This window comes from Nitrospira sp. (assembly GCA_029194675.1).
Taxonomy (GTDB): domain Bacteria; phylum Nitrospirota; class Nitrospiria; order Nitrospirales; family Nitrospiraceae; genus Nitrospira_D.
Window position 1 is genome coordinate 854,989 of the sequence record JARFXP010000001.1, and the last position, 25,759, is coordinate 880,747.

The 25,759-nt window shown below is 56.0% G+C and carries 16 protein-coding genes; 4 read left to right on the plus strand and 12 right to left on the minus strand.

Going from position 1 to position 25,759, the window contains the following annotated elements:
- Positions 1 to 38 precede the first annotated feature (38 nt).
- From P0120_04065 to P0120_04085, 5 genes are all read right to left on the minus strand, one after another.
- The gene (locus P0120_04065; protein MDF0673507.1) at positions 39 to 2,297 is read right to left on the minus strand and encodes a serine protease; all 2,259 of its coding nucleotides are present in this window, start codon (positions 2,295 to 2,297) and stop codon (positions 39 to 41) included.
- 6 nt (positions 2,298 to 2,303) lie between these two features.
- Entirely contained in the window at positions 2,304 to 3,902 is a 1,599-nt protein-coding gene (locus P0120_04070; protein MDF0673508.1) for a hypothetical protein, read from the minus strand.
- A 257-nt stretch (positions 3,903 to 4,159) separates the two neighbouring features.
- On the minus strand, positions 4,160 to 5,653 hold the full coding sequence (locus tag P0120_04075; protein MDF0673509.1) for a Dyp-type peroxidase: 1,494 nt from the start codon (positions 5,651 to 5,653) through the stop codon (positions 4,160 to 4,162).
- A 27-nt stretch (positions 5,654 to 5,680) separates the two neighbouring features.
- Complete coding sequence (locus P0120_04080; protein MDF0673510.1) at positions 5,681 to 7,234, minus strand: hypothetical protein; 1,554 nt, start codon at positions 7,232 to 7,234, stop codon at positions 5,681 to 5,683.
- A 25-nt stretch (positions 7,235 to 7,259) separates the two neighbouring features.
- Positions 7,260 to 8,558 carry a cytochrome P450 gene (locus P0120_04085; GenBank protein ID MDF0673511.1) on the minus strand — a complete coding sequence of 433 codons (1,299 nt, stop codon included), beginning with the start codon at positions 8,556 to 8,558 and terminating at the stop codon, positions 7,260 to 7,262.
- A 1,099-nt stretch (positions 8,559 to 9,657) separates the two neighbouring features.
- On the opposite strand from P0120_04085, the gene P0120_04090 reads away from it, so the two are divergent.
- The 4 genes from P0120_04090 (at position 9,658) to P0120_04105 (ending at position 14,513) form a co-directional block, all read left to right on the plus strand.
- Entirely contained in the window at positions 9,658 to 11,418 is a 1,761-nt protein-coding gene (locus P0120_04090; GenBank protein ID MDF0673512.1) for a di-heme-cytochrome C peroxidase, read from the plus strand.
- A gap of 706 nt (positions 11,419 to 12,124) precedes the next feature.
- Positions 12,125 to 12,502, plus strand: a complete 378-nt coding sequence (locus tag P0120_04095) for a hypothetical protein (protein MDF0673513.1) — start codon at positions 12,125 to 12,127, stop codon at positions 12,500 to 12,502.
- A gap of 725 nt (positions 12,503 to 13,227) precedes the next feature.
- Entirely contained in the window at positions 13,228 to 13,785 is a 558-nt protein-coding gene (locus P0120_04100; protein ID MDF0673514.1) for a hypothetical protein, read from the plus strand.
- 86 nt (positions 13,786 to 13,871) lie between these two features.
- Positions 13,872 to 14,513, plus strand: coding sequence for a hypothetical protein (locus tag P0120_04105; protein ID MDF0673515.1), 642 nt, complete (start codon positions 13,872 to 13,874; stop codon positions 14,511 to 14,513).
- 249 nt (positions 14,514 to 14,762) lie between these two features.
- Here the strand turns inward: P0120_04105 and glgB are convergent, their stop codons facing one another.
- From glgB to treS, 7 genes are all read right to left on the minus strand, one after another.
- Positions 14,763 to 16,688, minus strand: coding sequence for a 1,4-alpha-glucan branching protein GlgB (gene glgB / locus P0120_04110; protein MDF0673516.1), 1,926 nt, complete (start codon positions 16,686 to 16,688; stop codon positions 14,763 to 14,765).
- Positions 16,689 to 16,769: 81 nt separating this feature from the next.
- Positions 16,770 to 18,341, minus strand: coding sequence for a putative maltokinase (locus P0120_04115; protein ID MDF0673517.1), 1,572 nt, complete (start codon positions 18,339 to 18,341; stop codon positions 16,770 to 16,772).
- 100 nt (positions 18,342 to 18,441) lie between these two features.
- Positions 18,442 to 20,454, minus strand: a complete 2,013-nt coding sequence (locus P0120_04120) for an alpha-1,4-glucan--maltose-1-phosphate maltosyltransferase (GenBank protein MDF0673518.1) — start codon at positions 20,452 to 20,454, stop codon at positions 18,442 to 18,444.
- Between the two features lie 233 nt (positions 20,455 to 20,687).
- On the minus strand, positions 20,688 to 21,398 hold the full coding sequence (locus P0120_04125) for a hypothetical protein (protein MDF0673519.1): 711 nt from the start codon (positions 21,396 to 21,398) through the stop codon (positions 20,688 to 20,690).
- Positions 21,391 to 22,659, minus strand: a complete 1,269-nt coding sequence (locus P0120_04130; protein MDF0673520.1) for a glycosyl transferase family 2 — start codon at positions 22,657 to 22,659, stop codon at positions 21,391 to 21,393. Before P0120_04130 ends, P0120_04125 begins: the two co-directional genes overlap by 8 nt.
- A 142-nt stretch (positions 22,660 to 22,801) precedes the next feature.
- Positions 22,802 to 24,001 carry a glycosyltransferase gene (locus P0120_04135; GenBank protein ID MDF0673521.1) on the minus strand — a complete coding sequence of 400 codons (1,200 nt, stop codon included), beginning with the start codon at positions 23,999 to 24,001 and terminating at the stop codon, positions 22,802 to 22,804.
- A 41-nt stretch (positions 24,002 to 24,042) separates the two neighbouring features.
- Complete coding sequence (gene treS / locus P0120_04140) at positions 24,043 to 25,722, minus strand: maltose alpha-D-glucosyltransferase (GenBank protein ID MDF0673522.1); 1,680 nt, start codon at positions 25,720 to 25,722, stop codon at positions 24,043 to 24,045.
- Positions 25,723 to 25,759 lie beyond the last annotated feature (37 nt).

Sequence of the window (25,759 nt, forward strand, 5' to 3'; positions counted from 1 at the left end):
TAAAAGGGGGGGGGAGGTTAACTCCCACAGTCAGAAATCTATTTTTCAAACAATGTTCTAAGTTTTGCTTTGGCGCGGTCAAGCTTGATTTGATTGTTAGCTTCATACGACGCCCTTGACGATTCTTCATAAGAATTTCTTGCTAACTCCATGTTCTTCTCTTTGTCCATACCGCTTTCAGCCATATATTCGTACTCAATACCTAAGTTATATTGCACTGAGGCATAACCATCCCAGTCTTTCTGCTCCTTCCTCACCCTAGCTGCATTCTGGAAAGCACGAATGGCATTTATGCGATTCTGATAAGGCTCCACATTAAGAATCGCCAAACCCTCGTACGAGGGGCCAACAAGGTTCTGCGCTCTCGCATAATGTTCCCAGTTCTGCTGCTCTTCGTAAAGAACTGTAGCACCTTCCAGTGCCTTGACTGAAAGCGTAAGATATTGTTTTTGGTAATGTCTGACCATCCCGGCCAATGGCACACCAGGGAGTCTTACCACATCTGTCAGGCCTTGCACGTCTGTTAGGCCCATGTCTCTAAGGATCTCCTCCTTAATCTTCGCCTCATCCTCATCAGGGATCAGCTCCGTCATGGCTAACTCCTGATAGGTCACGCCGAGGTATTTTTTCGCGAATGCGAGTGTTTCCTTCTTCTCCTTCTCTCCAAGAGACTGCGAAACCTGCTGCTGGTCCAAAATAGATACAAGCTCCTCTAATCTCTGACGAGCACGCTTACGGTTCTCTTCGGGGTCCACATTCGTTTGAACCATAACTCTATACATTGAAGATACGACTCGGAGGACAGCTGCATACGATGAAGCCTCTTCTGATGTACGAGCCTGCTGCACGGTTTCCTCGAAACGAACATGCGCTTTGGCTAATGCCTCCTTTTCTCCGGTCATACGGTAGACAATAAAGTGTGAGAGAGCACTATAGAGATAAACTACAGGCACCCTTACGTTAGAAGAGATTCCCTCTGTAATGAATTCATCAAAATGTTGCGCCGCTTCCTTCGGCATGATTTGCGAAAAATATGCCAATGCAACGATATACCGCACCAGTTTGAGCGGCGCTTGTATCCGCTCCGGCGGTAGATAGGCCGTATCTGGGATGCTCGTCAGTTCACGGAGTTCTTCTTCGCGGACGATTTTCGTAATAGGTTTCATCAAAATTGTTGGTGCCTTTAAACCCTCCTGCCATTTCTTCATGATTGTTACCCTTGGACGGAAAACCTCGTTTGCCACGATTCCTGTAATATCACCCCATAGAACCACGGAAGCGTTGTGTTGTTCCCCCAATGACATTACCTCGCGCTCTCTCACATCTTCAGGGCCTCCACTGACTGCATAAGGTAGCTCTCGGATTTCTACGCGATCCTTCAACTCTTGCCGTCGATCTACCGCCGCGACAAGATCACCGACAACATCCCGCTGAGCGGGAAAGTCTTTTTCTTTGTCGTCGCCCCGAAACCGTGCTACCCATATACCGATTTTGTCCTGCGGAGTCGGCGATGCTCTTGATATAGGAAATGGAATGCCCCGATCCCCGAACACAATGTTGAGAATAGGAAGTGCAAAGGCGACGGGAACTGCTTCATGACGGCCTAAGCTCCCCAGGTCTTGGCTTACTATCGCAACCACCTTGCCTGTTTCCAAATCCAGGATTGGCCCCCCACTTCTTCCCGCGTCAATCTTGGAATCGATGGTGAACGAACGACCGAACCTCGTTGAGCTTTCGAGGCTTCCCATTCCGGAATGAAATCCGATCTGCCGCTCCCCCTTTTTGTAACCGATCGCGAGTACATTGCTGAGATGTCCCTGCAGCTCTTGCAATTCGTATACGCCTTCCAAAGTCTTGAAGTTGCTTCCTTCCATCTCCAAAACAGCTATGTCCTGCTTGTCGTCCTGCCCCAGCACCGCCGCCGCGCTCTTCTCAACAAGCACACCGTTCGCGTCAAGAACATCGATTTTGATCGTTCTCTTAACTGTTTGCTCCAGATCGTTGACAAGCCAGTCAGGATTGAGCGACTGCGTGGTTTGACTGGAACCAATGACATGGGCAGCGGTTATCAAAAGTGTGAGTCCCTTGTCGGAATATACGATAAAGCCGCTCCCCTCTATGCGTTTAGGCTTGTCGACAGGATTAGCACCTTCAACTCGTATTTTGACGACACCCGGTTTTGCGGACTGAAATGCTTGCTCCGTCGCCGCTTCCGCCGTAGCCGGTCGGAGTAACATCGCACAGAGGACAATAACTAGACAGTGATACAAGACTGACATACGAGAAACCATTCTCATGCGTCTCTACCTCAGAACAAACACAATGTCGGCAAACGTACCGGCACCAGGTATCTTCACATTGACGCTGTGAGGTCCTGATTCCGTGGGTGAGGCAAACGCCGCAGCAATATCATGCTGGGCGATGTTTCCTTCTGTGACTACCTCCTGTCTGGTTATCTGCAGAGGGTGACCGCCTGTTTCATCGTCCAGCCAAAGCTCGACATTTCGGAGATCTGCTTTGGCCAGTGCCAGCTCCCCTCTTAAGCGCAAACGAAACACTGTAGGCGTGCCCGGCACTGAGACGTTCGGTTCCGTCTCATAGAAAATGTTAATCAGATTGAAATCGCGGCCTTTAGCATCCCGAAGGACGCCACGGTAATCGAGGGGTATTCCCTTCCTCGGTTCAGTATCCGTTCCAAGTAACCACTTGATTGCTTGACGAGGCGCGTCGCCATCGAAAATCGTGCCATGTTCGGCTGTTGAGGGACGCGCTTCGCTCAGAACACCGTTGGCCGCGCTCCAATCGATGACTGTCCCGTCACCGGGATAAGGTATGGCGCCAGCAAAGGCACCAGACTGAGACCCGAAGAATGTCTTCCATGGCGTATCGATGAGCCCCGTAACAATGTTGAAGGATCGCAAGCCCTCTGGCAATGGTTGAATCATTAGATCCTGAAGCTCCGACGCTTCCCGAAGCAGGTTGAAAAGACCGTCACGACCCTGGCCATTCTTGAACTGGCCAGGGAGCCAAGCAAATCGCATCCAGGACTTTTGATCTGTGCTTTCGAAAGTCCGCTCAATTTGACCAGACGTTTCGTTCTTCCAAGCGCAGCAATACCTGTAGCTCGGAAGCAATTGATATATCGATGGAAATGTCAGCACGGTCTCCCGAATTGAGGCCAACCCTCCTGCGGCCAGGTTTTGCCAAAATCCCCAACCTTGATCGAGCATTCGAAATACGCTCGCTGATCCCCTGTGGGGAGTACCTAAGAATATTAGGTTATGGACGCGGTTAACTCCGCCTAGGTTCTGAACATAAATCCTTGCAATCAACCCCCCCATGCTGTGGGCTACGATGTCGATTTGCTTGGTCTCGTCCGGAAGGTTCACTGCTATATATTTTCTTAGTTCCTCAGCGTTGTGATAATTGCTGAGCCGCCAATCGTAAGAGAAGACCCTGAGATCCTCATTGAGCCTATAGCCTCGACTCATTAAGTACCTAAGCAATGAATCGTATTGATGCAATTGGAATGGACCTAGAATCTGTATATTTTCAATAAGTCCACATGGCTTATGATTGAGGACGCCATAATCTATTTGAAATGGAAGCTTCAGCTCTGAAAAGTTAAAAAGAGAGTCATTCTTGCCCCACACGACCTTGCCTGTTCCATCGCAAAGCTTGGAACCAAGAATACCTGGAACAACAACCACTGGCCGCTCGGCTTGACTAGCGGCAGCTGCCGAAAGGAAGAATGTTGTACTAACGGCCAATGAGAATAGCACCGCTTGCGACACCTGTACCCACCACTTGCTTTGTCCCGCGCACGCCTCAACCTCGGAATCGGGCGTCGGGGAACAGAAAACATGACACACCTCCTTCAAAGGCACTGATATCAGCGTCATCAGTCTAGACCTCAATCGCATTAGGTTGTAATGACAGATTGAAAGATCATGCCGTAGTCCTGCTCTAACACATGGGAGATGAAAGGTGGGGTCAGCGATCTTGCCATGTGCATTCCTCGTCTTCCTGCGCTTAGTGGCACAAGCAGAACAAGATGTGCCCCAACTCATTGACCGTGAATCCTGCCATAGACCTCGACCATGTTTCTCGGAAGACAGGACTCCATTGTTCCTCAGCAGGATGAAATGTCCTGATGGTCTCAGCGGCTCAAGGCTGTCGTCGAATTCCGAGCGAGCGTTCGAATGGCTTCGATGCCGGGCAGGAAGAAATAGGCACCGCCGCGCACCTGCACGAACCGGTGCATGCCGGCATAGCGGCAGCGAATCGGTTCGCCTTGGACGGTGAACTGTCCCGTTCGACCATCCTGGACGCCGATCAAGGGATCCGGATCTTCGTACAAATTCCCGAACTTCGGATTGTTGGCCCAGAGACTCTGCACGAATTCAAACTGGCGGTCGATAGCGGCGTTCAGACAGAGAAAGTGAAGTCCGCGCTCCACCCCATTGTCGACGGCGCGCATCATGCTCTTGGGATCCATATTCTCGACCAACGGTGGTCCATAGGGCCTGGAGCGCCGGATGATGCGATGCTGATTGGCCAGCCCCAAAGCCCGGGCCGGATCCTCGCCCAGCGAGTCGCGCGGATTGGTTCGACGGATGTGCGCCCCGATGGGACAACGTATGCCGTGGGGATCGGGATGATCTCGATCGCTCGCGTACAGAAATCGATCGTGCGTCCGTGCTTCAGGGTCGGGATGATCCGGCGACACGACCAACGGGGTGCCGTCCGGCCAGCGCCCGACCATTTTCGCCGCCAGCTTGATCGCTGTGTCGGCTTCACTGTTTGAGCAGGCAGCGACATAGTCCCAGAATTGTTTGACGTCCTGCCGCAACTGCCGGAACACGAGAAACGTGCCGTTCCTCCCGAAACCCAGGCCCTGGGCATCAGTAGGCCCCTCCGGCATTTCGCCGTACGAGTTGGCATACCCGAGCAGCACTTCGCCTGGCGCGAGGGTGTTCCCCTCCGCCGGGGTCACATTCAGATCGCGCGGAGGCATCCCCGCCACATGCGGTTGACCGATTCCATCCCTGAAACCGAAATGTTCCTTCGGCCCGACCGATCGTCCGTCGGCCTCACGCTCAGGGCCGGCAAGAAACACTGTGTCGAGCCGTTTGAGTTCACGGAGTCCCTGATCCGTTCCACGAGGTACTAGCGTCTCGATTCGATCGCGCAGCATGTCTGCATCCTGCGCGTACACCATCAGCATCACGTGCAGCCTGGGGTCCGGCCGCGGATGGTCGTCGGCCCACGTCGAATCACGCTCGGCCCCCCATTCCCAGTTGGCGGCGCGGCTCTCCCCACGGTCACCCAACAATCGTTCCCGCTGCAAGGTGGCCATTCCCTCTCGGAATGCACGGGGAAATTGATTCAGTACCTCAGCGGCAAGGCCCAACGCGCTTAACCCATGGCTGGTGAAGGCGACATGCACCGCGCTCGTGCGCCCGGGGTGATCGAGATCGAGCCGGCTGACCCGTTCGATCTGTTCGACCACACCGGCGAGCCATGCGCGGGCACGCTCAGGATCCGTCACCTGGCACAGGATGAAGATCGCCGAGGGCAAATCCACATAGTCTTGCTGTACCAGTGCTTGAATGTCGTGATACTCCAGCCGAAGTCCGTCACACGGAATCATCCCCCACCTCTCATCACATGTGCACCGTTACAGACGCCGCAACCAAGCCGCTTGAGCTTCGCCGGTCAACGGCAAGAACAACCCCTGCGCAATGTCGGTATTGCCGTTCACGTTGGTGACACTGAGCCGAGGATAGGCGCTATACCAGACCTGAGTCGGTACTTGATGGTCTCTGGTCCACCGCTTGAACTCCTGTTCTCGTCGCGCGCCGCCTTCAGATACACGCACCGCCGGCAGCCGGGAAAACCAAGGCAGGAATCGGAGGACGAGCACCGTGAGGCGCACCAGCCCACTCACGGTGTGGAACCGGACCCGCGGGAAAAAGGTCGTATTGCACCAGATACCAGTGAGTCCGTCCGCCGCCTGGTCGATGAAATCGCCCAGATAGCTTTCCCAGCTGAAGTCGTAATTACTGAAGAAGAGCAGCCTCCTGTTGTCGTCGATCAAGACCCAGCGGGCAAAATGGATCGTTGCGAGCCCTGTCAAGGTGCCGCGCACGAACAGCGTGCGGGTCAGGAAGCTGCTGGTCGCCAACAGGCCGCGCAAGAGCGCAAGCCTGACCATGCCGGGCTTGATGTTCGCCACATGCGTCATTTGGTTTTGCACCAAGGGGCCACGGTCTTCGAGTTCCGTCACCATCCGGAGACGGACGTCGCTCCGGTCGGCCACATAGGGATCGATCGACCCATCCACCTGCTTCGGAGGCCCTTCCCGTTGCAATATTCCTCGTTCACGCCCATGCTCGATCCGATCGAGCAGGTTCACCAGGGCGGCGAAGAGCGCGAATGCCGCGATTGGGACCGACAACGTGAACAGCACCCGAGCCGGAATCGTGTCGAAGAAATACGTCCCGATTCCATACAGCATCCCCAACAGAATGAGTCCTGTGAGGGTCACAAGGAGAAGCCTTCTTGTCGCGATCGCAGGCGGCGGTCCGCTTGAAGGCGCCGATTTCCACCCGCTTCGGCCTGTCGCCTCACGTAATCGCTGAACGATGGTGGCCGGAGCTGCCGACCCCGTGGCATGAACCCGATCGAGCTCCAGCTCCAATATCAGACGTAGTTCCTCTTCGTTCTGATCGTCGGCCGTCAGGATTTGCTGAGTCGACCGCCCGGGGTGTCCTCGATAGAAAGCCGCCTCCGGCCGAATGTGCGCCGACAAGTAGACCTGCAGCGACTCACTCCCAGGTGGAGGCTCGCAAAAGGAGTAGATTGTACGGAAGGCCGGCTCGGCAACCAAGACCAGTTCCTTCACGTGCTCTTCGAATGGGCCGTCATAGTCAGTCGAGAAGGCCAGGCTGGCCGCAATGGGTCCGCCCGTCGCATCGCGTGCCGGTTCGAGGAGCACCCAACGAAGGAAGTGCACCGTTGTCAGTCGGCCAAACTCGATGAAATTTGGACCCTGTTGAATGGCATGCGATGGAGGGAGATGGTCACGAACTTTTTCCAGTTTGACGCTGCCGGCACCTGGCTCACCCGGATTGGTAATGTTCTGGCCGACGGCATTCAACAGCGCTCGAAGCCCTTCGATCTTCTCATCAGGTACCGGCACGATCACCGTCAACGCGTATTGTTCAGCCATGTCGTTCACCAGTTTCTACATGACGTCAACCAGCCACCGTGAGAAGCAACCGATCCGGAAAAGGCCCATCCCAGGCGATGCGTCCGTCCCATCCGCAGGCTCGGGAGACCTTGCCAAGTCGCAGCACGGCAGCCGCCAGCAGTGGGATCTGCACCCCGTTGATGTAGCGGCCCTGGCAGGCATGGAGGCCCGAACTAAAGTGCAGGTACTGTGTCGGACTCCTGTCGGTCCGAAATTGCCGGGGTTCGTGAAACACCGCTTGGTCGAACATCCCGGAGAACGTGCCGAAGACGACGGTCCTGCCCTTTGGTAGCCGGCGCTCGCGCGGGCTGTCGCGACCGACGGTGGCCCCTTCCTGGCTGTACCGGGTCACGAACGGATTATGCGGATTGAATCGCAAGGCTTCAAACACGTACCGCGACACAGTCGCCTCGTCCCCGGCTAAGGCTGCCTCACGAGCGGCGGCCCATGCGGCGGGACGCCGCAACAGTTCGTCGATGGCCCGAACCGCGGACGCGCTGGTCGTGTCGAGCGCCCCGATAATCAGGCCAGAGATATTCCGGCGCACTGCGTCATCGTCCAGCCATTCCATGCCAGGTTCGCGCTGTCGACGCAGCATGCGGGTGAGCACGTCATCAGGCACATCCTGACGGCCGGAGGCGATCTCATCCTTACGCCGAGCGATCCACCCGAGGAGATAGGGCCGCAGTTGCTCGAACGATTCCTTCGCCTGGCGCGCGGTCTCTGGACAGTCGAGGGGATTCAGGAACAAATCGTTGAACAGGGTCCGCATCCAGCGCAACATCACCGCATCATCCGGCCCGGGCACTCCAAAATACTCACCGAGTACGCGCAGCGGGACGAGACGGGTGAGTCCGCCGACCACGTCCAGCCACCCCTGCCGGCGCGCGCGTTCCATGCATTCCTCGGCCCTGGTCGAGACAATGGTGCGGATGCGCTCGAGATCCGTGCGATACATGACGTCGTTCAAGAGATCCTTTTCACGGTCATGTTGCGGGGAACGATCCATGCTCAAGACAAATGGGCCATTGTCGCGATTCGTGCGCTCCGCGTTGATCTCGGCAATCGTGAACTCGTTGTCATGCGCCAGCCCGTCCACCACATCGGCATGCCGGCTGACAATCACCAGTTTGCCCAGCTCCAGCACCGGCGCCCATCGTCTCAAGATCGCGTTGAACAGACGAAACACCCACGGCGCGGTCAGCCACGCTCGAATGGTGTCACTGCGGGGGATGAGGCAAGAGCGCCAGGTGGAGGGAAGCCGAGACATCTGATTCATGTGGACAGGAGGAGTCTCTGTCATGGCATTCACCCCGCAAGACTACAGGTTTCGATAGGTCGACCTCAATGCACGATGGAACAATCTTGCTTTCGTGGTCAAGGCGAACAGTTACCTTCTACTTATGCAAGAATGCCACCGTGACGAGAGGAGGGGTTGCGCAAGTAGTCGGGGCTTCAATAGCCTTGGAGGATGCGGACAATGTGCATCAGCAGTTCTTAGTAGTGATTCACTGCGCTTTTATCCCTACACCCACAGGTATCGAAATCGATACAGTCCCGTATCCATTGCGATACAGCATCCCTCGCCTAAAGATATGGGTGGGTAGAGCTGAATCAGACTTCTGGCAGGACAGGATTCGGTCGGATTGGAGTCATATCGCCACGGTTCACCTGGATTCTTCTTATGAGGTGGTTTTACGTTTTCGGATGGAACTACGCAGCCGATCGATCCCTTCATGCATGGAAGTTTTGGGCAGATCCTTGCCATGTGCCTTCGTCGTCTTCGTGCGCTTATTCCCACCAGGACAAGATGTGACCTCAATTTATCTCGGCTCGATGACTCTTGACCCCGTTCCATTTCCACTGACCCCATACTCAACTTGAATCCATTTGGATTCACCTCTTGAATCCATTTCGATACATCGCACGGAGCTCGTGCGAGAAGTGTCCTCTTTATGGAGATAGATCCGACATACGTACGGCATTGAAATTGTTAAGACTATGTATTGCTTAACGGAATCGGCATGCCGAGTCCATGCTGGCATCTTGTTTGCTGTTCATCGAATCGGTAGAGCGGGTGCATCAAGGGACGCCCCTCAAAAAGGCGTCGGCCATCAGTTTGATTCGTTCGACATCCAGATGAAGGAGAGAGTATTGGTACGCCCAGAACAAGGCGTGACCCCAATTCATCCAATTCGATGATTTATCATCGGCCACTGCACGACAAGAGACCCCGCTATGCGATGGCTAACTATTTCTTATATATGACACCCGGAACCTGTTCGTCCGTCACAGAAATCGAGTCCGTTGCTCCGAATATGCATCGGTGAGAGCCAACGTGTTGCGCCTATTGATGCAAAGAAGCACCGTCACTTTGTCTACTTGCTCAGAAGGAGGATGTCATGAAATCGTGGAGCCCAATTGCCGGGTTGATCGTGGCATTAACCGTTTCGGGCTGTACCCTGTTTTCCAAGATTGATTTTCCCGACGATTCCTGTTTCGCCAACAAGACCGTGGGCTCCCGCCTCTACTTGGCGCAATGCTGGGACGGAGAGGCGCGACGCGCTTTCTATACCACCAGCCAAGGGTCGCAAATCGCTCCGTACGCCATCGCTACCTATGTCGAGCTGCCGGACAGCGCGGACCCCTTCCTGACCCCCGCCAACATCGAGAAGTGGAAATACATTCCGAGCAGTGACAAACCGTATGAATGGCCCATAGGCTTCGTGAGGGACTCTGTCCCAACAGGAGAACGGAGAGGGGAGTGGATCGGCATGAACTGCGCAGCCTGCCACACAGGCGAGATTCAGTACGGTGGGGAGAGGCTCCGCATCGACGGCGGACCGACGCTCGCGGACAAGACCGGCTTCCTCAATGAATTGGACGCTTCACTCGAAGAAACTTACAGGGATGGACTGAAGGAGCCTCGGCCCGATGGCAGGGCGCGAGACGGTTCCAAATTTGAGCGCTATGCCGGACACTTTCCAGGAGTGACGAGAGATCAACTATTGAAGCAATTGGAGGAGGCCCTGGCAGATCGCCACGCATGGCATCTGCGAAACGATTACAAAGTAAACGGGCAAGTGACGACGCACGGTTACGGTCGGCTGGATGCCTTTGCGCTGATATTCAACGCGGTCAATGCTACCCTGAAGCCGAACCAGCCACAAAACATATACGAACCTAACGCACCGGTCAGTTATCCCTTCCTGTGGGACACGCATTTCCACGATTGGGTCCAATGGAACGGCATCTCTCCCGCAGTGCCCACCGCACGCAATGTCGCCCAACTCTTCGGGTCGTTCGGAAGGGTCCAGTTGGAGGATAAGGAGAGGAAGATCCCCCATGAATCCAGCTTCCGATTGTCTGAACAACATCTGCTGGAGAAACAGGTGAAGAAACTCAGGGCCCCGGTGTGGCCGACCTCCGTCTTCGGCGAGATCGATGAGGAGAAAGCCAAGAAAGGCAAAGGGCTGTTTCAGAAACATTGCTATAGTTGCCATCGGAGCCAAGCCGGCGATAGGAATAGCTGGTGGCGCTCTGACGGGAATATCACAATGGTCCCGGTCACAGTCCAGAAAAAAGATCTCCCTCCAGCGGGGACCGATCCGCTTATGGCAAGAAATGCCTTGAGGTCCGCAGTCGGAACCCTTGACGACTCGACAGCGACGACCACCCTAGCGGAACAACTGAGCGCCCTCACTAAGAATGAAATCAGGTGCTTCTCCGTCAAATTCCGGCTGCTACGTGAGTCCCTTTCTTCTGTGTTCGATGTTGACAAGATCTTCACGCTCGACAAACATGAGTTTCTGGCTTTCACGCAGCCCATGATCAAGCAAAATATCGAAGCGTACAAGGCTCGCCCCCTGGACGGGATCTGGGCGACCGCCCCTTACTTGCACAACGGATCAGTCCCCAACCTCTATGAACTGCTCCTGCCACCTGACAAACGGAGTAAGACGTTCTACGTCGGCAGCAGAACCTTTGATCCGGTCAAGGTGGGCTTCATCACAACTCAGGAAACCGGGAACGAGACCCTCCTCGACACGTCCATCGAGGGGAACCACAATACTGGCCACGTCTATGGCATAAACAAGGATGGCATAGACACGTTGACCGAAGAGGATCGCTGGGCTCTCGTGGAGTACCAGAAGACTCTTTAGAGACATAAGTCAATGGTCATGCCTAACACCAGGTGTTTATGCATTACCCATCATATTTGAGGAAACAATGAGACTCGCGCATCTGTCCGTTGCCGTGACGCTCATGTTCGCTGCATCAGGAGGGATCGTTTACCACTCGCATGGAACAATCCAGGAGCCAGCATCATCGAGCAATGATATAGAACACTTCAAATACGGCTCGATCGGAGCTGAGGTGAATGGCTACCCCTACGTCATATGGAAAATTCTTCCAAACTTGTTTCCCGAGCGGGTACCTCGTGGATGGGAAACCTTTGGGTTTTCATATGAAGCAGAGCGTTCCCTCCCTGTAGGTATATCGGTACGTCAGTATGGGGTTGCACGGGTTGGATTCAACTGTGCGACCTGTCACACGTCCACGATCAATGGGAATCCAGACATTATTCTTGGCGCTCCTGCCAACAAGCTGGATCTTGAAGGGTACTTGCGTTTCATAATAGAGACGTCAACTGATCCGCGTTTCACATCGGAAAATATCTTTGAAGAGATTTCTAAAACTGGAGAGCCTTTTGGGTTCTTCGATCGAATGGTATATCGGTTCTACATTATTCCCAAACTCATCAAAACGCTCCAGAGGGCCGCTATCGACAATCGTTGGCGAGACTCACGCCCACAACACAGCCCTGGAAGGACCGATGCGTTAAACCCTTGGCGCCAGCACTTTGGCATGAATCCAGAAACGGACAACCTTGTTGGAACAGTAGATCTACCATCGCTTTGGAACCAAGAACTACGGAGACATTCATGGCTGCACTGGGATGGGAACAATCGTTCGCTTGATGAACGTAATCTCTCCGCAGCCCTGGCTGGTGGGGCGACCGAACAGTCACTCGATCACGCGGCAATCGAGCGAGTCGCACGTTGGTCATTAGAGGCACCTGCCCCTCAGTATCCGTTCTTCATAGATCTGGCTAAGGCAGCCTCTGGAGAGAAAATCTATAACGATCAAGGATGCCCATCATGTCATGAACCGACTGGTGCTTTCTATGGAGACATCACGCGAAATGGGAATTGGGGTCAAGTCTTGTTCAGTGCATACCGGTGAGCATGGGCTTGCGGAATCGAGCAGGAGATGGAGCGTCTTGCAATCATACAGGTTTCTGCTTCGCCCACTTCAATCGCCGGCTCACGGCGGCGTAACCCAAAATACAAGATCTTGCTCTGTGCGCTCATTGGTGCGCACAGAACCAGAGATTATCCCAATTCATTTTCTAGTGACACAGACCGTACCTACGTTTCTCAAGCGATGTCAACGGGTCCTGGCACATGGACACTACCCTCTACCGAGCGCCTCCGTGCAACGGGTGAGCCGAGTGTCATTCGATCCATTCCGCGCGAGCGGACCTCTGCAGGTGGCTGGGGCGAACACCTGAAGCCCACGCATCCTCCACCAGACATTGAGCCTGCCCCAGCAAGAGTAGGAGAGTGACTTTCCACAACAATGATTCCCGACCCTTTTATGTGCGCGACCTCGTTTTGTGCGACCAACTCAGATCCCATCCTACTGATCCTCGTAGAATGCGGTGACACACAAGTCAAAAAGAAAGCCAAGTCCCATCGCACCCTGAAAGACCACATCTTGTCACTCCATTGTGCAAGACTCAGTAGTCGTCACACCCCCAGCGGCACAACGTTCTGGTTGCGCAGAGCCATCGTCATGTGTAGGATCGGACAGAGAAGCGTTGATCTGTTGGAATTGGAAGTCTGGTCTTTCTCGAGGCGACCGAGGAAATCGCACGGTCGGATCCTGAGAGTTGTACGGAGGGCTTCATGAGGACATTGACGATCGCGTGTGGCTGGATGATGGTATTCTTCGCCGGATGCGCGCCGGTGACCGACGGGTTTCGACACGATCTGCCGGCTACGGATGCACTCACGATCGTTTGGGGAGACGATGTGAGCGCCGTGGGCATGGCGACGACCTGGCTGCAGAAACGAGGGCTGTCTGTTCTCGACCGGAGCCTGTTGTACACGAACCTGGAGACAGAGAACATCGAACTGATGCACACACTCAAGGATGAAGCGATCATCCTTCAGACCGCGAAGAAGATGGGAGTGCAGGAAGTGGTATTTATCAATCGCGGAGGCGATGCTCGGGCTCCGATGATCAGCGTCCGGGGTGTAGATGTCCAGGCCGGACGAATCTCCTGGAGCGGCAGCGCCCGGTACGCAACATTCGAGACCCGTCCCACGAAGGATGCCCTTGCTCTGCTGACATGTGAGGCACTCGCGACGGTATGGGGGTTCCGTCCGGCAGGAACAAAGTGGTTCCTCTCTTCTGAGAAGATGTGCGCCGTTGAGGGAGCTCTCCCCACGGTCTCGCGATGAGTTGGCTCGGACGATTCATACGAGGCAGGAGCAAGAGAGGCGGATCGTCGATCAATCTTCCGATGAACCGCGTGAGAGGTCTTCGCATGAACGCGACTGATCGAAAAATAAAGCGCAATGTCGCAGAGCGGCGGCTGCCGGCCGGACCGCGGAGCTGGGTCATACTCTGTTCAGCGAGCCTGACGCTGGGAATCGTGGGGTGTTCGGTCTCCTACGGCACGACCAACACGCCCCGAACCACCACCGAACAATTACTCTTGGCCCAGGCGTTCAAAAGGAGTCTGATCGATGCGGTGATTCCCGTTCCTTCAGGACAATCCGTCGCGGTTGAAACGATCGGCCTTACGGCCGATCAGGGGTACGCGAACGCGTTAATTGAGAGATGGCTGAGCCGGGAAGGGTTTCATGTGCCGAAAGACAAAGATGGAAAAGAAACGTTGGTGGTCAGGGTGACGTTGGACGCGTTCGGCACGGTTCACAATCAGACGTTCTTCGGTATGCCGGCGTTCACCAGCATGCTGATCCCATTTGCCTTGCCCCAATTGACTCTCTACCAGGCGACCAGACAACGAGGGCATGCCCGGTTGTCGATGGATTTTCTGGATAAGAAAACCGGGCAGCTTGTGAGTTCGACACCAACATACGAGGGCGATGCCTCCTCTAACGAGTACATATATCTGTTCCTCTTTTCGACGACATCGTCAGATCTGGTGCCGCCTGTCCCGTAGACACGATCAATCATGAGGCTTTTATCGAGTGGGATTGCGCTTCGATCATGCCCCCCGACGCTTGATTCAAGCACGTAGAAGGATTCCTCACAGGCCGCCCAAGGGGAATTGAGGTCTAGTCTTCTTCTGTGCATAGCGGTGAGCATTGACTTGAGCCGTCGAGCACGAGATGGAGGGTCTTGCAATCATACAGGGTTTCTACTCCACCCGCTTCAATCGCTGGCTCATTTATGACTCAGACTTCCAAACCTACCCCTGGCTCTTGAAAAACAACGCCGCGAGGGCGGGAACGGTCACGGTCAATGAATGGGACCGCGCGTGCAGCGGCACCGGTGCGGCCTCGACGCCGCCTCCGTTGCCCCAGTCGCTTCCTCCATACCAGGAAGAATCACTGTTGAGAATTTCCTGCCAATATCCTCCGCGTGGAACCCCAACCCGATAATTCAGCCGCGGTACCGGCGTGAAATTGCACACGACCAGGACCAGATCCTGCGTCGTGTGGCCCTTGCGGATCAGGCTGATGACGCTCGACTCCGCATCGTTGCAGTCGATCCACTCAAATCCATGGGGAGTCACATCGTCCTCGTGCAGGGCTCGTTCGGTCCGATAGACACGGTTGAGGTCCGCGACCCATCGCTGAATACCCAGGTGGCTCGCGTGCTGGAGTTGCTCCCATTCCAATTGGCCGTCATGCGCCCATTCCGCGCGCTGGGCGATCTCTGCACCCATGAAGAGGAGCTTCTTGGCCGCCTGCGCGTACATGTAGCCGAACAGGACGCGGAGATTCGCGAACTTCTGCCAATCGTCACCCGGCATCTTTTCGAGCAGCGAACGCTTCCCGTACACCACTTCGTCATGAGACAGCGGCAAGATGAAATTCTCGTGAAACGCGTAGAGCATGCGAAACGTCAGATTCTGATGGTGATAGTGCCGGTAGATCGGATCGGTCTGCATGTACTTCAACGTGTCATGCATCCAGCCCATATCCCACTTCAGGCCGAAGCCCAGCCCTCCCACGTAGCCTGGGCGCGAGACAGCCGGCCAGGCCGTGGATTCCTCCGCCGAGGTCTGCACGTCCGGATACCGCGTATAGACTTCTTCGTTGAATCGCCGCAAAAAACTGATGGCATCCAGATTCTCCCGTCCGCCATATTGGTTTGGAATCCATTCACCTTCGTTGCGCGAATAATCCAAATACAGCATCGACGCGACCGCATCGACCCGCAGTCCATCGATGTGATACTTCTCGAGCCAGAACAGCGCGCTGCTGATCAAGAAGCTGCGCACCTCATTACGGCCGTAGTTGAAGATGAAGGTATTCCATTCCGGATGAAAGCCTTGCTTCGGGTGCGCATGCTCATACAGATGCGTCCCGTCGAAGTAGCCAAGTCCATGCTCGTCGGTGGGAAAATGCGACGGCACCCAGTCCAGGATGACCCCGATGCCGTGCTGGTGCAGGATGTCGATCAAATACATGAGATCTTGTGGCGTGCCGTAGTTGCCGGAGGGGGCAAAATACCCGGTGGTTTGGTAGCCCCATGAGCCGAAGAAGGGATGGTCCATCAGCGGAAGAAACTCCACATGGGTGAAGCCCATTTGCTTGACATATTCCGCCAGCGGGACGGCCATCTCTCGATAACTGAGGGAGCGATGGCCTTCCGTTGCCACCCGTCTCCATGACCCGACATGCATTTCGTAGATCGCCATCGGCGCCGTCAGTGCATTTCTGTCCCGCCGTTGCTTCATCCAATCCGCATCGTTCCACTCGTAGGTCAAGTCCCAGACGATCGAGGCGGTCTTTGGGGGAATCTCGTTGAAAAACGAGAGCGGGTCGGTCTTGTCCACGTGATACCCGTGAAAGCGGGACTGGATGTGATACTTGTATAGAGTTCCGACTCCGATGCCGGGCACAAATCCTTCCCAAATCCCGCTGTGCCCGCGGGGAGACAGAGGATGCGTGTCCTGCTTCCAGTCATTGAACGAGCCGATCACGGAGACCCGTTCGGCATCCGGAGCCCACACGGCGAAAAAAGTTCCATCCCGGCCGTTCACGTGCCCCGGATGCGCGCCCAATTTGTCGTACAGATTGACCAATGATCCCTCATTGAAGAGATAGAGGTCGTCGCGCGTCAGTCTCGTCGGTTCATCAACGCTCATCGTCGTGTGCTGTGTCATCCGCCTACTCCGCAGTTGGAAGGTTGAACTGTGCAATGTTGCAGGTCGAGCGGTGAGCTTGGATCATGAACAGTTTACCATTTACGATTCAGCTTGTGTGAGTTGAAGTAGCCCGCCCATCGGAATCCCTGCCCACGAAGGCCGGTTATTCAGCTCGTAACTCAATTCATAGCAGGCCTTCTCGATCAAATAGGCATCCAGCAGCAGGGCGCGGTCTTCGGCCTGCTCCGGGAGGAATGGAGCCTTGCCCGTTGTCTCTGTATAGCCGAACAAAAATGCATCCGCCGCCGACCGATACCATCGCCTCGTCCGCTGTTCCATCTCCGATCGCCATTCATCGGCATCCGGCCGGCTTCCCATCCGATCGAGCGCGGCAGAAGCAGCATAGTGGAATGAGCGGATCATCCCCGCCACATCGACGACCGGAACATGTTTCGCGCGCCGCTCCGCCAATGGCCTCGCCGGCTCTCCCTCAAAATCAATAATTACGAAATCGCGACCGGTATACAAGACCTGGCCCAAGTGAAAATCACCGTGGCATCGAATTCTGACTGCCTGAGGATTCCGCTTGGCCGGAGCTTCCAGACGAGACAACAACACAGCTTTCGATTCGAGCACGAGGGTCGCCAGTCGCCGATTCGGTCCATGAAGGTCTTGGATGCGGCGACCAAGCAATGTCAGCGAGTCTTCGGCAGTACGTGTCATTCGATCACGCAACGATTGCCAATAGCCCGACGTGCAAGGCTCCGGCGCGAACGCTGGATCGGCGGTGTGCTGCGCCAAGGCGAGGTGTAATTCGGCCGTCCGCCGCCCGAGCAAGGCTACAGCATCGGTATAGGCACTGGTTGCAGGCATGGCCGAGGCTGAGCTGTTCGCCAGTTCTGCTTCCAACTCGCTCAATGTGTATCGCCAAGCATCGCCTTGATTTTCGACGAACGCCTGTACAATCGCAACAGTGCCGGGCTGTTGGTTGGATCCTGCATATTCCAATGAACCAAGCACTGAAGGACTGTGAGTATACCCGCGCGCCGTTAATACTCGGCCGATCTCCAGATCAGGATTAATTCCCGCTTCGAAACGCCGATAGAGCTTCAACATAACGTACCGACCGATCCTCACGGAGGTATTGCTTTGCTCTCCTTGCATGACGGACGATTCAGCCGATGTCGCCTCTAAAACTACCTGTGAGAAGGCTTGCGTGGAGGAGGCATGGAGCGTTCCCTCCTCGCCTTGAAATCTCTCCTCCTGCCGGACCGCCTGCAGCAACGCCTGGGCAGAGTCATGATCCCACAGGGCATCGTGCAACAATCCGACTCGCTCCCCGTTTTGGCCGGCAATGGTCACCTCTGCCAACACAGCCTCCGGATGGGCTTGCCGCATCTGCAATGCTCGTTCGCCCACCGAAGCGGTGAGGACCATCATATAGATATCATGGCCGTTGTCTTCATAGGAGACGTCGATGAAAACCATAACCATGGACTTGATGTCTGTTAGAAGCGGAATCGTCTCTTTGATGCGAACCGCAACAATCGTCCTTGCCTTGCCTCCGTACCATCGAGCGGACAAGAGGACGGACGGCAGCAGAGCCTCAATCACGCCGACGGTATCCCGATCAAACAGCCGCACCCAATTGTCTTTGACGGTCAACATCATGAAATGAAGAGTCGATGGCTGTCAGCTCTTTGCTCTTGCCATCAGCTATCCGCTATCGGCTCTTGTCTTTCTACATGAAGTAATCGAAGTCATGCTCCGCTCAAAGATCACACCTGACGAGAAATACATGGGCCGGCAGCGAATGCGGATCGAGCCGCACATAATTCCGTGGTCCCGCCCAGGTGTAGAACGCGTCGGTGAGCAAATCCACGACCTGGAACGGCTTATCCGCTTGCACCCCGAGCGCATCGAGATCCAAATGCACCCAACCGGAATGGACATAGTGAGGGCTAAGATTCACCACCATCAGCACCACATTCTCTCCATCGACTGAACGTTTGCTGTACGCGAGCAACTCCTCGTTGTCCACTTGATGAAAGACCAGGCTGTGGTCGTGTCGAAAGGCGCGGTGGTCGCGTCGGATCCGATTCACCCGGCCGATGAATTCTTGCAAACTGTCTGACCGGTCCAGATCCCACGCGCGGATTTCATACTTTTCCGAATCGAGATATTCCTCGCTGCCCTGCTTTTGCGGGCGTGATTCCATCAGCTCGAATGCCGGCCCATAGATGCCGTAATTCGCTCCCAACGTGGCGGCCAAGATCAACCGGGACATAAAGGCGGGACGGCCGCCGTGCTGCAATTGCTCCGTCAAGATATCCGGGGTATTGGGCCAGAGATTGGGCCGGAAGTATTCCCGCACATCTGTCTTGGTCAATTCCGTGAAGTACTGGGTCAATTCCCACTTGGTCTGCCGCCAGGCGAAGTACGTATAGGACTGGGTGAACCCCAACTTCGCCAAGCGGTACATAATTTTGGGTCTGGTGAAGGCTTCTGAGAGAAACAGCACGTCGGGGTGCTCGCGCTTCACCTCTGCGATCAGCCACTGCCAAAACGCAAACGGCTTGGTGTGGGGATTATCGACCCGGAAAATCCGGACACCCTGCTCGATCCAGTGAACCACGACGTCCTTCATTTCCCGCCATAACGCCGCCCACTGGTCGCTCTCAAAATTCAACGGATAGATGTCCTGATACTTCTTCGGCGGATTCTCGGCATATTGAATGGTGCCGTCCGGGCGCTGTACGAACCATTCAGTATGGTGCTTGACATAGGGATGATCGGGCGAGCATTGCAAAGCCAGATCCAACGCGATTTCCAATCCGTGCTCCTTGCTTTTGCCGACAAGTCGCTTAAAGTCTTCCTCCGTCCCCAAATCAGGATGAATGGCAGTATGCCCTCCCTCAGCGGCGCCGATCGCCCAGGGGCTTCCCACCGAATCGGGGCTTCCATTCGGATCGTTGTTCTTGCCCTTTCTGAATGTCCGCCCGATGGGATGAATCGGAGGAAGGTACAAGACATCGAAGCCCATACCGGCAATGTAGGGTAAGCGGGCCTCGCAATCCTTGAACGTGCCATGGCGTCCGGGGTCGGATGCGCAGGAGCGGGGAAATACTTCATACCAGGCGCTGAACCCGGCCTTGTCTCGGTCCACGACGACCACTAATTCCTTGTCATAGATGGTCGGCCAAGGATGATCCGCATTCCGTGTCATGAGATCAGTCAGTTCTTGTTCCAGAACCATCTTCAGCGTCTGCTCACGCTCTTCGCCATGTCCCATTGTTGCTGCGATCTCGTTGAGCCGCTCCCCGTCTGCGCCACCGGCACGCAGAGCAGCAGCCTTAATATGGTCCCGGCCGATCAACAAATCCACCGTCACGTCCTGACCGGCAGCGATGCGCTTTCGCATATCCCGCTGCCAGGATCGGAAATGGTCGATCCACGAGGTCACGGTGTAGTAATAGATGCCCTGCTCCGGAACATTGAAAGACGCTTGCCACCGATCGTTCTCCACGAAGGTCAAGGGCACGTCGGTCCAATCGGCTTCTCGCGCATGGCGGTACCTGATCACCCCGGCAATCTCGTCATGGCCGTCGGCAAACAGGTCCGCCTCCACCACGACCGACTGCCCCACTACCCGCTTGATCGGGAACCGCCCACCGTCAATTTCCGGCCGCACTCCCTCGATCACGACACGGCGGCGCCCCTCGATGCCGGGAATGCCTACGATGTTGGCTGCCTGTGGCCGTTCCGCCTTTTTATGATGTTTCATATCTTACTGCTCGTATCTCGCCGTACATATTCGTCGGACAATTTCAGAATCTGTTGATCTGTTGAGTTATCAGGAAATTATCAGATCAACAGACCATCAGATCGCCAGATTCAACGCTTCACGCTTTCTATCTCACCCACCCACCCCGCGCATCCTTCGCACCCACCACATCCCCTGGTTGCTTTGCAACCGATTGCCCGAGGCGTGCGCTCCTCCCGAGTCACGCCTCACGGCTACAGATGCGACAGCTCGTCGATCTTCTCTTCCTTTTCCTTTCTCTTTCCCAGGCGTCGCTCAATAGTCTCACGCATCAGATGCCGGATTCCGAGACCCACGCCAAGTGCGAGCGAGAAGACGACGCCGCCGAACGTGATAGAAAACGCCGAGATGACGATCTCTTTGGCGATGCCCAACTGCGTCAGCACCATGGCAAATGTGAATAACAGAATCCCCCACCGAACCAGGCTCGCCACGATGCGTGCCTCATGCAGTTGCGCATTCACTGCCGCGATCAACGCGGCCTCCGCGAAGAAATTTGCGGACAGTACGCCGATCAGCAATACCAACGCAGCCGCCAGTACATGGGGCAAAAAGCCCACAATCTGGCTGATGAGATTAGCCGTGGCCGGCAGATTCACCGCATCCACGCCCATGAACGCAAAGAGCAGAAACACCGTCCAAAACAAGATGCGACTCAGGACGACCGACGCCGGTTGTTTGATGCCTGCTTGGGCCAACGGCTGATTGAGTCCGAACCGCTCGCAGAGACGATCGAACCGAAAGGCCGTGAGGACGCGCACCGTCAGCGCTCTGACCAGCCACGCCATGGCCAATCCGACCAAAAGGAACGTGGCGAGCGCCAGAAGTCTCGGCAATACCAACAGGATCTGCATTACGGCGTCACGAAATCCTGCTATCATTGTGTCGCGCCAGAGGTCACTCATCCCGCCACCTCCATCGATCCGTAAGATAAGGCTTCATCACCTCGAACCGCCGGCAGAGCGACTCCACAGACGCTTCCACCTGCCCGGCGCCGCCGCGTTGCGTGTCAAGGACAAAGGAAGCGGTCTGCCCGAGATATAATGGGGTCAGCGATTTCAGCAAATGTTCCCGGTGCAGCACTTGGTCATGATACGCCAGTGCAAACTCATAGACGACCTGCACCCAGAGGTTTTCGGGAAAATGAAATTCGTCGGACTCCTGGATTCCAAGCGTGAGGATTTGGCTTAGTGTTTCCGGCGAGAGGATGACTTCCCACAGCGGCAACAGATCGCGCACCCCCTGTCGCATTCCGCTGACCATGCGGGCGATGTTGATCGGGCCGGTGAGCGGCGCATAGTCGACCTCGCCATACAGCGGCACATCGGTCGACTCATGGGTGCGTTCCCACCCCGACTCGTAATCCTCCATCGAATGAAAGATCGCCCCGACGGCAGCCGCCAGCACATGGGCCAGATCGGCTGTTCCCAATTTGGAATCCTGGTCCTTGACACCGAGAAACGCATGGCACACTTGATAGCCCTCGGCGAGCGCGACGGTTGTCATCCATCCGTCGAAACTGATGCGGGTGGCCTCCTGTGACCAGAACGGGTTCTTTATCAACTCCCGCGCGAGGCGGCCGGAAAGGCCGTAGCCGCCGCCGCTGGGATACCGCAGCCGCTTTCCATACAACGCCCGCATCAACGGATAGAGTAGATTGTTCACCAATGTTCCTTCATACCGGTGCCGCCGGAACAGCGGAACGACGAAATCCATGCCATCGTCATAGACGGGACGACCCAGCAGCTCAATCCACTGAGGAGACAACGAGCGCAGATTGCCCTCGATGATGAGACACACTTTTGCTTGGAGCGACTGCGCCGTCTCACACAGACGGCGGACATCGTTGGCTCGTCCCGAGAGACCGGAATCCGTCCCAAGGCTTGCATAATGTCCCGCCGCACCGGGAACGATGCGGGTGGCGACCTGCCCTGCGGCAAGCCGTTCGACGATCTCCGGCGTGCCGTCTTGAGACCCGCCGTCATAATTCACGATCATCGCCGAGGTGCCGCCGAAGAATCGCTGCAGCCCTTCGATGATGCTCTTCACCACCTGCTCGATCGTCCCGGCGTTGTTCAAGGTCAACAGGCCCACGACGACATCGGCAGTCACGGCCTGGTTGGAGAGGTCCTCGGCTGGTTCATTCATGACTGACTGGTCGGTCATCGGTACAACCGTGAAGCCCGCTTCGCCGACTTCGCGAAGCGTGCGAGGCCCTCGGCTTCGCGGCGAGGCGAGCGAGCGTGAAGCGCTGATTGGGCATCTTTGCACCTCAGCACTCGGCACTCATGACTCAGAACTTCCTTCGTCACTGCAGCGGCATGATCTTCAACAAAGTAAGGAAATCGCCCAATTGCCTGGTGATGAAGAAATTCCGGCGCACGTGTTCCCGCCCCGCTGCTCCCATGCGGGCGATCAATCCAGGATTATTCAATAAATGCCGCAGGCGGAATCCGGCCCCTTCGGCGGAATGGACGACATATCCCGTCACCTCGTCGATGATTTGCGCCGCGATCCCTTCGGCGTTTCCTCCGACCACCGGCTTCCCTTTCCACATCGCTTCGGAGACCGTCACGCCGAATCCTTCCCTGATGGACTTCTGCATCACGACCGTAGCCGTTCGTTGCAAAGCGTTGATCTCCAGATCCGCCTCGGGCGGCAGCTGCACCAGATGAATATCAGGATCCCGTCCCGCCGCCTCACGCGCTTCGGCCAACACCGCTTCGCCCTCCGGGTCGTGCATGACCCCGGCCCCCGCAAGCACCAATCGGCAATCATGATGCTTCTTCACAATGCGATACGCTTGGATAGCGCCGAGCGGATCCTTAAACCGCTCGAACTTTGCCACCTGCAGGATGATCGGTTTGGTTCGCGGAATACCCAGCCGATCCACGATCTGATTGATTTCGGATCTGCTCATCTCTCGATTTTTCGGGCTCAGCGGATCGATCGAGGGATACATGAGAAACTTCGGGATCGGCAGCCGTTGCGCAAAGCCGGACAATGAAAAAATAGCCGCATCGTACTTCACTGCATACCGCCGCAAAAACGTCCAGGCGCGCCGTTGTGGCTGAGACAGATCCAGGTGGCAGCGCCACAGCCAAGCCCCGCTCGCCCGATACTCAACCATGCCGGCCGGCTGATGGTCGTGGATCATGATCATGTCCGCTTCGAGGTTCAGCGCTTTCGCGTTCCGCTCATTGATCTCCCGGAAGGTCTGATACATGTCCTCGGTGATCTTCTCGTCTCGTCCTTGCAAGGCGTCGGTGAGCCGTTTGACGACCGCAAAGAACTCCTGCGTCCCCGCAATGACTTCCCAACGTGCCTCCACGCCCAACGCCGTCAGCATCGGCACCACGCGTCGCAAGACCTCCGCCGCCCCTCCACCATAGCGGACCGCGCTCACATGCACGACGCTTCGCCCCTTGACCAAGTCACTCAGCCGGTAGAGGAAGTCGACCGTTCCCTTCGGCGATACTTCCCGGTAGTCATCGAGCGCGGTGGTCATAGCACTGTCTTCTTTCTCCGGTCTATTCTGTTCCGCTGATGTCAAATCGCGCTCCATTCGAGGTTATAGGTGCTCTCCCAGGATCGCACCGTCGGCAGGCTGAACCAATAGAAGCCATAAGGGCCTAGGCTAAGCGCATATGGATGATCCCCGATCCGCGGAAATCGCGAATCGCCGAACAACTCGACCGGAACGATACCCTTGAACCGCGTCAGGTTCAGCTCCACGGCCTGCGCCGACTCCGCCAGATTGTGGACCAGAAGCACCGTCTCCCCCTCGTAGGTCCGCAGATAAGCCAGGATCTTTTCGTTCGACGGTGTCAAGAATTCCAACGTACCCCGTCCGAAGACCCTGTGCCGCTTGCGGATCGCGATCATGCGGCGCATCCAATGGAGCAGCGAATGCGGCGTCTGCTTTTGTGTATCCACATTGATCGATTGGTAGCCGTAGACGGGGTCGGTGACGAGCGGAAGAAACAACTTCGCGGGATCCGCTTTGGAGAAGCCGGCGTTCCGGTCCGCGGTCCAATGCATCGGCGTCCGCACACCGTTACGGTCGCCCAGATGAATGTTGTCTCCCATGCCGATTTCATCGCCGTAATAGATGATCGGCGTGCCGGGCAAGGTGAACACAATACTGTTCAGCAGCTCGATCTTGCGCCGATCATTCTCGAGCAACGGCGCGAGACGGCGCGCGATGCCGACGTTGCGGCGCGCCTGGGGATCGCGGGCATAGGCATAATACATGTAATCCCGCTCTTCGCCGGTGCACATTTCCAACGTCAACTCGTCGTGATTGCGCAGAAAAAGGCACCACTGACAATTCGATGGAATCGGCGGCGTATGTTTGAACATATCGAGGATGGGCCGGCGGTCCTCGCTGCGCAGTCCCATGAACAGGCGCGGCATGAGCGGGAAATGAAAGGCCATGTGAAATTCATCACCGTTCCCGAAATAAGGACGCACGTCGCTCGGCCACTGGTTGGCCTCCGCCAGGAGGATTCTGGTGCTGTACCGGTCGTCGATCCGTTTCCGAATCTCCTTCAGATAGGCATGAGTCTCGGGCAGGTTCTCGCAGATCGTGCCTTCGCGCTCGAACAGGTAGGGCACTGCGTCGCAGCGGAATCCGTCGAGCCCCTGATCCAGCCAGAACTCCATGACTTCCATCATGGCTTGCTTGACCGCGGGATTGTCGTAGTTCAAGTCCGGTTGATGGCTGAAGAACCGGTGCCAATAGTACGCGTGCGCCTCGGGATCCCAGGTCCAATTGGATTTTTCCGTATCCACGAAGATAATGCGTGCCTTTGTATATTTCTGATCCGTCTCGCTCCAGACATAGTAATCCCGTGTCGGAGCCTGCGGCGACCGGCGGGCCTCCTGAAACCACGCATGCTGATCGGACGTGTGATTCAACACCAAATCGACGATGACGCGCATGCCGCGCTGATGGGCCGCATCGAGCAGACGGCGGAACACCTCGGTGGAGCCGTACGAAGGCGCGATAGCGGTGAAATCAGCAACATCGTAGCCATCGTCGCGCAACGGCGACGGATAAAACGGCAGCAACCAGAGGCAGTCCACTCCGAGCCACTCGAGATAATCAAGCTTTTCGATCAGGCCGGCGAAATCCCCGATGCCGTCGTCATTGCTGTCGTAGAAGGCCCGTACGTGCAGCTCATAGAACACGGCGTCCTTGTACCAGAGGGGATCTTGGTTCAGCATGGCCAAACTACCGAATCTGTCGATCTGTTGATCTGCT